This window comes from Bradyrhizobium sp. 2TAF36 (assembly GCF_052114925.1).
GTDB lineage: Bacteria > Pseudomonadota > Alphaproteobacteria > Rhizobiales > Xanthobacteraceae > Bradyrhizobium > Bradyrhizobium barranii.
The window spans coordinates 1-9,505 of sequence record NZ_JBFRFR010000152.1 but is presented as its reverse complement, the minus strand read 5'-3'; the positions used below and the strand labels follow the sequence as shown (position 1 = coordinate 9,505).

9 protein-coding genes and 2 pseudogenes are annotated in these 9,505 nt (G+C 58.3%); 7 read left to right on the top strand and 4 right to left on the bottom strand.

Features of this window, described 5'->3' with window-relative positions:
• Positions 1-223 (top strand): annotated as a pseudogene (locus AB4Z51_RS42880) (hypothetical protein); the annotation flags it as partial.
• Between the two features lie 916 nt (positions 224-1,139).
• On the top strand, positions 1,140-1,331 hold the full coding sequence (locus AB4Z51_RS42875) for a hypothetical protein (RefSeq protein WP_441499585.1): 192 nt from the start codon (positions 1,140-1,142) through the stop codon (positions 1,329-1,331).
• 32 nt (positions 1,332-1,363) lie between these two features.
• Here the strand turns inward: AB4Z51_RS42875 and AB4Z51_RS42870 are convergent, their stop codons facing one another.
• Positions 1,364-1,651 carry a DUF1330 domain-containing protein gene (locus AB4Z51_RS42870; protein ID WP_441499584.1) on the bottom strand — a complete coding sequence of 96 codons (288 nt, stop codon included), beginning with the start codon at positions 1,649-1,651 and terminating at the stop codon, positions 1,364-1,366.
• A 277-nt stretch (positions 1,652-1,928) separates the two neighbouring features.
• Positions 1,929-2,972: an ABC transporter substrate-binding protein gene (locus AB4Z51_RS42865; RefSeq protein WP_441499583.1), complete on the bottom strand. Its 1,044-nt coding sequence runs from the start codon at positions 2,970-2,972 to the stop codon at positions 1,929-1,931.
• A gap of 500 nt (positions 2,973-3,472) precedes the next feature.
• Between AB4Z51_RS42865 and AB4Z51_RS42860 the strand changes: the two genes are divergently transcribed.
• From AB4Z51_RS42860 to AB4Z51_RS42850, 3 genes and pseudogenes are all read left to right on the top strand, one after another.
• Positions 3,473-3,718: a hypothetical protein gene (locus AB4Z51_RS42860; RefSeq protein WP_441499582.1), complete on the top strand. Its 246-nt coding sequence runs from the start codon at positions 3,473-3,475 to the stop codon at positions 3,716-3,718.
• A 1,298-nt stretch (positions 3,719-5,016) separates the two neighbouring features.
• Positions 5,017-5,448 (top strand): hypothetical protein, encoded by a 432-nt coding sequence (locus AB4Z51_RS42855; RefSeq protein ID WP_441499581.1) that lies wholly within the window; start codon positions 5,017-5,019, stop codon positions 5,446-5,448.
• Between the two features lie 455 nt (positions 5,449-5,903).
• Positions 5,904-6,176 (top strand): annotated as a pseudogene (locus AB4Z51_RS42850) (hypothetical protein).
• A gap of 531 nt (positions 6,177-6,707) precedes the next feature.
• Here the strand turns inward: AB4Z51_RS42850 and AB4Z51_RS42845 are convergent.
• On the bottom strand, positions 6,708-7,325 hold the full coding sequence (locus AB4Z51_RS42845; RefSeq protein WP_441499580.1) for a PRC-barrel domain-containing protein: 618 nt from the start codon (positions 7,323-7,325) through the stop codon (positions 6,708-6,710).
• Between the two features lie 237 nt (positions 7,326-7,562).
• On the opposite strand from AB4Z51_RS42845, the gene AB4Z51_RS42840 reads away from it, so the two are divergent.
• Positions 7,563-7,844, top strand: coding sequence for an HGGxSTG domain-containing protein (locus AB4Z51_RS42840; RefSeq protein WP_441499579.1), 282 nt, complete (start codon positions 7,563-7,565; stop codon positions 7,842-7,844).
• A 217-nt stretch (positions 7,845-8,061) separates the two neighbouring features.
• Here AB4Z51_RS42840 and AB4Z51_RS42835 read toward each other — a convergent pair whose 3' ends face one another.
• Complete coding sequence (locus AB4Z51_RS42835) at positions 8,062-8,772, bottom strand: Crp/Fnr family transcriptional regulator (protein WP_441499586.1); 711 nt, start codon at positions 8,770-8,772, stop codon at positions 8,062-8,064.
• A 195-nt stretch (positions 8,773-8,967) separates the two neighbouring features.
• Between AB4Z51_RS42835 and AB4Z51_RS42830 the strand changes: the two genes are divergently transcribed.
• Positions 8,968-9,198 (top strand): hypothetical protein, encoded by a 231-nt coding sequence (locus tag AB4Z51_RS42830; protein ID WP_441499578.1) that lies wholly within the window; start codon positions 8,968-8,970, stop codon positions 9,196-9,198.
• The last annotated feature ends 307 nt before the right edge of the window (positions 9,199-9,505 follow it).

Sequence of the window (9,505 nt, the reverse complement as noted above, 5' to 3'; positions counted from 1 at the left end):
CCTCGGCTTCGATGATGCGTGGATCGCGAAATGTCTCGACCACGCCGCGAGCAAGAAGGCCGAGGTCGTCGTGCCGACCGTCACCGGCAAGGTCTACAACCATTCCAAGCGGATGAAGGAGAAGCGCGCGGTGCTGGAGGGCGTCGCGGTCGAGCTGCGGCGCATCGTTGGCAAGCAGACCCCAACGACGCAAGCGGAGACCGGATTGCGGCTCTTCGCCTGATCACCTAACAAGCCGTGCGGGAGCCCGATCCAATACTTTAATCGGGCTTCGACGCCGCCGGTACTCTGCGCACTTCGACAGCTGCCTTGGCAACCTACGTCAGTGGAGCGAGCCACGGCGGCCAGTCACGAATTCCCTTGGCTGATGGACCTCTGACTGATCATCCAATTGAGCGCTTATCCGCTCCAATCGTTGCTCTAGCTGCTCGTTGACAAGCATCAATGCCCTAAGCGCGCCGCGCACGTCACCGTCACAAGCGGCGACGATCTCGTCGATCGCTAATTCGTATTGATCAAGAAGCGAGCCGGTGTGTGAGCGTGACATACGAACAACATACAAGCATAAATTGTTGCTGGAGAATTAATTGTGCAGCATCATCCCCGCTGTTCACAGGGGGGCGGGGTTGCGTCGGATCGCGTCTAGATTTGAAGTTCGGCGGCAAATTTACCGCGCTGCACATCAATTGCCGTGCAGACGTCCGAGACATTAAGCTAGTCGGTCGGGGGTAAAGATGTTTGAAATCTATTTCAATCACAAACGTGATTTTCTCGTCTTAAGCAAAGGCTCTCCGATCCCGGCATTTGGTTCATCGAGCAAATGGCGGAAGAGCAAGAAAAGAGTTTCTAAGGTCAGCGACGAGATTAAGTTGGCCGTTGAGAGACAAGGCTACTACGTTCGGCGCTTGCGGGATGCCAAGGTACGGACGAGCTAAGTCTGAACAAACGGCACCGGCAATACTTCCTCACCGCGCTTTCGAGCCTTGCGGTGTTTGGATGCGCGCGCCGCTAAGCGATCCTGTACACGCTCGTCGTCAGCGAGGCTTTCGACCGTCCTGTTCGCGGGCGTGAGCTTGGCTACGGCACGCAATTAAGCGCCTAAGCGCCCCAAGGCGGTTCCTCTAGTACGGATGAGGATCATGAAACGCCTCTTTAAGTTGCTCTTCTTCGCATGTGGCTCGGTCGGCTTGGCTCTAAACTTGATCTTTATCGTCGTGTCCTACACCCGCGACGCGCCGATCGAGACCTCAGCTATCGAGGCCGCGTTCGAAATGCTCTGGGTGGGTGGCGTCACGTTCTTCGGGCTCGGTGCGCTGATCCTCGAAGACTAGCGCTGTACCTCGGCAGTATGTCGTGAGCCGGATCACGCGCCCGGAAAAGCCCAAATGTTCATGGTGGCTATCCCCTCGCGTAGCTTCTTGATCGGAATGTAATCCGGCGAATTCCAGAACGCGTGGATCGCCTCCATGTCGGGGAATTCGAACATCACCACTGGCCGTTGATCATGCTCGCCTTCCAGAACCTCCACTTTCGCACGTCTGGCGACGAGCTTTCCGCCGAAGCTGGCAATGAACGGCACGACGGCTTGGACGTATTTCTGATACTGCGCTTCATCCATGATCGTGTTTTGGACAATAAAATAGGCGGGCATAATGAACCTCCGTTGCCCATGCTCTGTCAGGTCACGACAGACAGGTTAGCATGCCTTTAGGGAGCGTCCATCATGTCCCCGGTAGAGTGTGCGAATGCCGGCGTCGCCGGAGGTTCGACCGGATCAAACGCGAACTGCGTGACTGAGCAAGCGATGTTTCCTTCGGAGCAAAAGAGCTGGTCGGGGGCGGCGCCGAAGTCCGGTCCGCCCTACACGGCGGACCTTATGCGGCTTTTGACCATCTTCGCCTTCGGGCCATAACCGCACCTTTGCTTATCTACTCAATGACCTTATCGGCAAGCGCGACGAGCGTAGGAGGTACGGAAAGCCCCAGTTGCTTGGCTGTCTTGAGGTTGAGGGACAACTCGAATTTGGTTACCTGATAGATCGGGATGTCGCCGGGCTTTGCTCCTCGGAGAATTGCGTCGATGTTGTTGGCGACACGCTTAAACAATTCGATCAGATCGAAGGAATAGGCCATTAAGCCGCCGGCCTCGACGGCTTCGGTAAACGCGAAAATTGCCGGAAGCTTCGCATCGCCGAGCAGCTTAGCGATCAAAGTGCTGTTTTGAAAAACCTGAGGCGACTCGAGGACCATGACCGCATCTGCACCGTCGCGGGACATGCTCTCGACCGCCGCCCGATAGCCTGCTTCGCTGGTACCGATTTCTAGCAAAGACACCGCGAGAGGGAGGCCTGCCGTTTCGGCCGCTGTGCGGAAAGCGCCTGCGTTCGGCTGATCCCATTGCGATCGAAGAGCCAGACAGCCAAGTTTCGACATCGTCGGAACCATCTCGCGCAATAGTGCGATCCGTTTTCCATAAATGGATGGACCGGCGTCGACAGTCACTCCCGTGAAATTGCCGCCCGGGTGAGCCAGACTTTCGGCGAGCCCTTGCCTGATGGGGTCGCCAGTGATCCCTACGATCGGAATACGCGATGTCAGCTTTTTGAAGATGACCGCGTAAAGGGCAACGACGAAGATGACATCCGGGTTGCTCCGAACGATTTCCGTCGCCATTGCTTCGGGATCGGACGTGTTCTGCTCTCGGCCGTAACTTTCGACCTTGAGGTTTTGTCCCTCGATCCACCCCAACCGCCGAAGCTCGGCGAAGAAGGAACCTCGGGAAAATTTACTGTCGCTATGCTCGTGCAAGTGCGCGCTTAGGTGCGCTGGACTGAAGATAGCAAGACGCTTGCTGTTGGTGCTCTGCTGTGCCGCCGCAGCGAGCGGCCATGCCACCGCACCACACATGACAGTGAGAAAAGCCCGCCGCCTCATGGCCGCACCGGCGTAAAGAAAGATGATCGTCTGACGCAAGTTTAGCACCCCGGAGATCGGCCCGAATACTTAATTACGCGACCAAATGCCCGCTATGGGTCACCTCCGGAAAGGCTCGGACCGAGCATATGATTTCGGCTCCGGGTCCGAAAGCCGACATCCACGATCAATATGCCCAAAATAATGGCCCCGACGCATCACACGTCGGGGCCATTCAAGATCATCCGGCTGGGTACATCCGCCGCGCCGTTCGATCTTTCTCGATTACTGCACTGGATTAAGTGCAAAGCGTGTCACCCGGACGACATCGATGCGATCGAGTTGCTTCGGATTACTACCGCGTTTCGAGCCCAAAGCGATTACGGCGCGCTAGAATGACATTCTTCGACAACTCTTCAACTGACGCGCGATCATCCGCGCCCGCGTTGCCTCAGCGACGGTCCGCGGGAGCCCGGAAGGCCTCTCGCCGACGATCAGTCTGCAAGACCCGGCATGATGTTGACGTCGCTGCATGCCGCACGCCTCCACAGCCTTTGTCCATGACCTGGCTGGCGACGCTGCTCGACGCCGGCGAGTACATCGCCACGCTGCCGAAGAAAGAGCACGCCGTACCGGAGTGGCAAGCGGCGATGGAAGCCTTGATCCTGGTGACGGAAAGTGGCGGCCCGACGATGTTTGCCCGCATCGAGGTCATGCGGGCAATGAACCGCCACCACGTCCTGGAGTTTAACCCGAAGGGAAAGGAGCCCCATTGGGGCCGGCGCAAGCTGAAGAGGGATCAATGACCGTCTGGATCTACGACCAGGGCAAAGAGCTGATGGTGTTCGCGACTGAGGAAGGGTTTCGCTCGATGAAAACGATCCGGAGGCCGTGGCCTTCGAGTACGACGTGGTGGGCTTGCTAGAGTGAGCCGCGTGATCTGTGACCCGGGTCCAATGGGACATGGCACGGCATGTCAATTCCAGCCCCAATGCTCCCGGCTGCCGATCCAATTGCGGATTAGAGCGCCGGGAGTGCTAGGGCCGCCAGCGTTAACCGGCGGGCGATGATCGCTAGCTAGCCAACCCTTAGATTCTCCGCGCTGCTCTTGCCGCGCTTCCGATCTACCTGGACCTCATAAGAAATCTTTGGGTAGCGGGCGCTCCTATGTCCCGATAAATCGACCAAAATCCCCCGGTTTGTCGCGGCGGAATATCCCGCGGAATTCCTCAAAGACCTGGACAATTGGCGCCACAAGCAAGAGGACCTGCCAGGCCGTCTCGAGGCGATCCGCCGCCTAGTCGAGATCGGGCTGAAGGTGAGGAAATGAAGCTGGCGCTTTACAGCCTGCTTCAGGTCTAGTTGGGTTGATGGCCTCCAGACACCCCACCCAGCCCGAATGTCGTCAGGGCCTCGGCAGACCCTATAGTTTTAATGGGCCGAGTGGCAGAAACCCAACCGCCCCGGCAGCTCGCCTTACGCCCGGCGGAACGGAATCGCCTGTCACGCTCTCGCGAGTTCCGGCCGGCCGTTATTCGGTCGGAATTGGACGTCAACGTCCACGACATTTCGATTTCGGCCCGCACCTCGGCCACTGATTATTTCGCGCTCGACGGTGATCGAGAATAGCGACTTCCACACAGGAGTGATTTCAGTGAAAGTATGGGCAATAGTACTTGTTGTAAGCTTCGGTTTCGTTGGTGCGTCATTGGCGAACCCGCTGGACTCTCCCAGCACCGTCTACATCGATGGGTTGCCGTGCAACCTTCCTTGCCAGTCATACATGGCGTGGAGTCGGCGGACGCTTCAGAGAAACCAGGTTGCTGCCACGAGAGCTGCCAGCACATCTGGTGCCAAAGCATCGAGGGAAGTCCCCCACATACGCATTTCTAAGCGTGCGGAGCCGACATCCGCCGATGTCCTGCCTCCGAAGAAGAAGACCGGCAATGTTCAGGCCGCACTTCCGGCGACGCCTGAGCCGCGGCCTAAGCTGAGGCCAGCCCCCGGCACTCCCCCCCTCAATTCGGAGATCCCTGAGGCTCCGAGCTCGATCACGACGGAACCAAAGGAACTGCCTGTTTTAGAGACCGAGAAGGCGGCGGCTATGGAGAGCACCGACTCACAAAGAGAGAAATCCCCCCAGGAATTGGTCATGGCAGCGCTAGCGGTCGCGGTGCAAATGACGAATAGCGGTACTCCGGAGGCGCCGGATGAGACCAAGGGTGGTGACGCTTCCTCGCCGCTGGTCGCTCTCCTGCTTTCCCGTCCGGACGTAAAATCAGCCTCCGCGCTCAACGGCCTGAATGTCGCTATCGATAAGTCGCAGGCAGCGATCGAAGAGGACATCCTTGTCGCATTGGCGGCCGCGGGTGCTACGGAGGTCCAGCTTTCAGTAAGCGACATCAGTCCGCTCGATCGACTTATCAACGGAGATGTACAAGCCGCAGTAGTGAAACTGGTTTCCCCGGACGCGGCCGAGGCGTTCCCTGATGTTAAGGGCTTCAAGGTTCTCCGTATTGCCTTCGCGGCTCGTTAGAGGAAGCGCCGACGTTCCAACTGTGACGTTGGCCGAAGGCGCCTAGTTCGCCAAGTTTCACGAAATCGTTGTGCTACCGAACGGCACGGTGCTCGTCACACTTCGCGATGCCGCTAACTACATCACCGGGGCTGTCGCCCAAGGAAGCTACTCTCACCGAGGCCGCAACATGCCCGGGCCCGCTCGCAAGTTCGTCGAGCTCGCCGCCAGCGTTCGAACCGGTCAGGACGGCCGCATCTACATCGAGCGGATCAACGCGCCTGTTCAAGCTGAAAGGGAGCAGCACCGAGTTCGGCGCCGGGCTCAAGCACGCGATCGAGCGCGGCTGGTTGTCGAAACACGAAAGCGGCTTTCAGAAATCCCTGCTAGATTTTCTTTCCTTCTGAACGGACGGTTTAGGAACGTGGCTCCTGCGGCTCCCGTTGGCCCTGCACGAATCCAAACAGGAGTGTTCGATGAAGAAGATCATTATCGCTACCGCCGCCCTCGGCCTTATGTGCGGTACCGCCTTCGCTTAGAATTCCAGGCCCGCTCCGCAGTCCGACAACATGCAGAAGCCCGGCATGCACAATACGGACAAAGGTTCGATGACCAAAGGCACCACCGGCATGAGCAAAGACGGCATGGCCAAGGGCGGAATGGTGAAACCCGATGCATCCGGCCAGGGCGGCTCTGGTCCCGGCAGCGACCAAGGCGRCACGAAGGTGGCGCCAGGTAACATGAAGTAAGCCAGTCTCTTCCTGGCTTTACTTCTACGGCCGCGCCGCTTGTCCAAGCTGGCGCAGCCGGCCCTACCGCATGCCCATGAACAGCGCCGCAACAAACAGTGCGGCGCCAAAGGCTGCAACGCCAAGGCAGATGCGCGCGTGGACTGAGTACGGATTGATGTGGGGCTGCTCGATCGTGGGCCTTACTTCGGCGGCTGCAAGCCCGGCGCAATCATCCTCGCCCCGACATGCAACTACGTCCTTTGGAACAAGCCGAAAGACATGTAGCGCAGGGTGAGCGCCACATTGCCGAACGGGAGCAGCGTGTTGCCACTTTGGACCGAGATGGCCACGATACGATGAAGGCTCGTAAGCTGCTTGAGGCCTTCCGCGCATCCCAAGAACGCACGTGGCCCACCGCATTTTGAGAGAGCTGGATCAGTAAGCTAGAGGGTGGCCTTTCCACGCAACGGAGAATCCCGCGTCATCGATCTGGCCATTCAAACAAAAGACCGCCCCGTTGGGGGCGGCTTTTGGATCGTACGTCGAGAGCTAGTACTTAAACTCCGGCATGGCCTTCAATTCATCCTTGCTGGCGCTAAGCACGGCGTGATCGGGATACCAACTTTTACTAGCGCTGGTGGTGGTGGTGGTCGTGGTGGTAGTTGCAGCACCGGTGGTGGTTCGCGTGGCACTGTCTGGAGCGGAAGTCGGTGCAGGAGCATTCGGCGGTGCGGACGTTGTCGACGCAGTTGTCGAGGTCACCGGCTGGTCAACCCACTTCAGCTTATCGAAGGCGACCGCCACGTAGTGCTCGCCCAGGCCAAGAACACCGCCCACACCCAGAATGACATTGGCCACCTTGCCTGACCTATCCACAATCACGTCGTGGATGTTGCCGATCTTCTCGTTTGCTTCATTGTATACATCGACGTTGGCGAGCTTAGACGCGCGCCATTCACCCACCTTGTGTGTGGTAGCACTGGTAGTCGAAGCCACTTGGTTTGTGGCTGTTTGCGCCGACGCCGCGCCGCTCATCGATGCGGTAGCCAGGATTGCTATTGCAAGACATTTGGAAATCATGATGTTCCTCCATTGTTTAAGGGAACAATAGGGCGGCGGGATTTTGGTTCCAGCGACGGAAAAGCGAATAATTTCCGTCGCGGACACGGGGCAAATCCCCGCCGCAGGCTAAGACGTGTCCAGGTAGCCAACACCTTCAGTTAGACGATGTCATCCGAACATTCGTAAACGGCATCGCCCGCATCCGCACGCGAAGGCCGCCGCGCTGGACCGCGGTCTGGACACAGATGTCGGCTGATGGCACCAACAACGCACAGCGGCGGGCAAGCGATTGTCGGCAACGTGGAGGGGGTGGGGTGCTAACCAAATCGGAGAATCAACCCCATGCTCTTGGATATGCAGCGGGCGAAACGTTGCGGAGCGAGAACGCGAAGCGGGAAGTCGTGCCAGTCGCCGGGAATGGCAAACGGTAGGTGCCGGATGCACGGCGGATCGTCACCGGGCGCACCGAAAGGCAATCAACACGCGTACAAGCATGGGCGCTACACGGCCGAGGCGATTGCAAACCGGCGGAAAATTTTCCGCGATGCTTATAGGAATGAAGTCCCTCGCCGGTTTGGCTTGCGATTAAATTGCCACGATGTCCGCTCTTGGTTGCGGACGTAGGGTGATCGGCGTCCGATGTCGCCTATGACCCGAAGCGGTCATGGGACGATATCAAAGCGAGCGTCTTTTTGACATCATCGTTGCCGTTCATCTGATACGTGACGGATTGAGAGACCCTGCCGAACGCAGCCGTCATCACAGAGATAGTCTCGGGACAATCGCAGCGGTCAAGTTGAACTAGGACCGTGCTGGCCACTACTGACCGGATTCCCCAAATTCATTCTTCCCTTTCGGCACTCTTCCTGAGGTGAGGACTGTCGTGCAGCACCACGTTTAGCAGGGAATTATGGACCTCCAGCGTTCCGTTGTATTTGATGAACCCAAGCCTGCGGAACTTGTTCATGAACATACTAACGCGCGACCTCGTGGTCCCGACCATCTCCGCGAGTGTCTCCTGGCTTACCTTCGCTATGWCCCGCTCGGGCTTACTCTCCTTGCCGAAGTTCGCCATCAGGAGGAGCACCCTCGCCAAACGCTTCTCACTGGAATTAAACAGTTGGTCGACCAAGTCCTCCTCGACTCGGGCGTTCCTAGACAACAGGTAAGCCATGAACATCTCGGAGAACTTCGGCTCCTCGCGGAGCGCACGCACGATAGCTGCCTTTTCGAGCCGCATAATGACGCATTCCGTCACCGTCACGACCGTCGCCACCCGCAGCGGATGCCCATTTAGGCAGCTCTCACCAAAGAAGTCCCCATTTCCGTGGAGCGCGACGACCGCCTCCTTGCCCTGCACGGAGACGACGCAGACCTTGACCTTGCCCTCCTGAATGTAGAAGACGGCATCACCTGGGTCTCCTTGGGAGAAGACCTTCCGATTCTTCCGATAGTTCGAAACAGTCCTCCCCCCGGCCACGGTGTTGAGGAACACCTGGACGTCGAAGGGCTGCTTCTTCCTTTTCCTTGGCCACCGCTTCCTGCCTTTAATTCTCGCGAGTTTATATTCTAGGGCAAACCGAACATCGGGAAAACCCCCGAACAAGTGCTGGTCGCGGAGTAACTGGCACGTGCCCGGCCGGCGAGTGAGCAATAAAGGTCAGACTCCCGCTCCCAATGCGCCCAGACTCCCTCGTTAATGGAGATGTCGAACCAAGAGGCGTCCCATAAACAGAGGAGCTGAATTATGGGTGTCATCCTTCCGTTCGTATTGGACGGCGTATTCGAGCCCAACGATATTGAGGCGATGTCCCTGGCGTGTGAGGAAGCCTGCAACTCCCTTCACATCAGTGGCGACGCGCGGGCTCGCGAGACCATCGCGGCGAGAGTCATCGCGTTTGCCCGGCGCGGCGAACGTTCTCCCATGGTCTTGCGCGACCGGGTGCTTGCAGAAGCCAACGCGGACGCCGGATGCTAATGGGCTCGGCGTCATCTAAGTGATGCCCGCTAACGATGGATCATCTCAGCTGTCCGATCTCGGCCCGTACGCGAAGTCCCGGCTGGCTCGCGGGTAGTACCGGTTTTGTGGGCAGAGCGGAAGCGGCTCGGCCGTGCGCACCCGACGCTGTTGACCCAAATGTATGGTCCGGCCGTGCGTAGCAAGAGGTTCGTCGATCAGGTGGTGAGTGGTCTTGCATCAATGTATCCGGCCTTTGATTGGAGCATTTGCTCCGGGCCATCATGGATATCAGCGCGCGTGCGTTCTCATTAGCGGACAGGCCTCG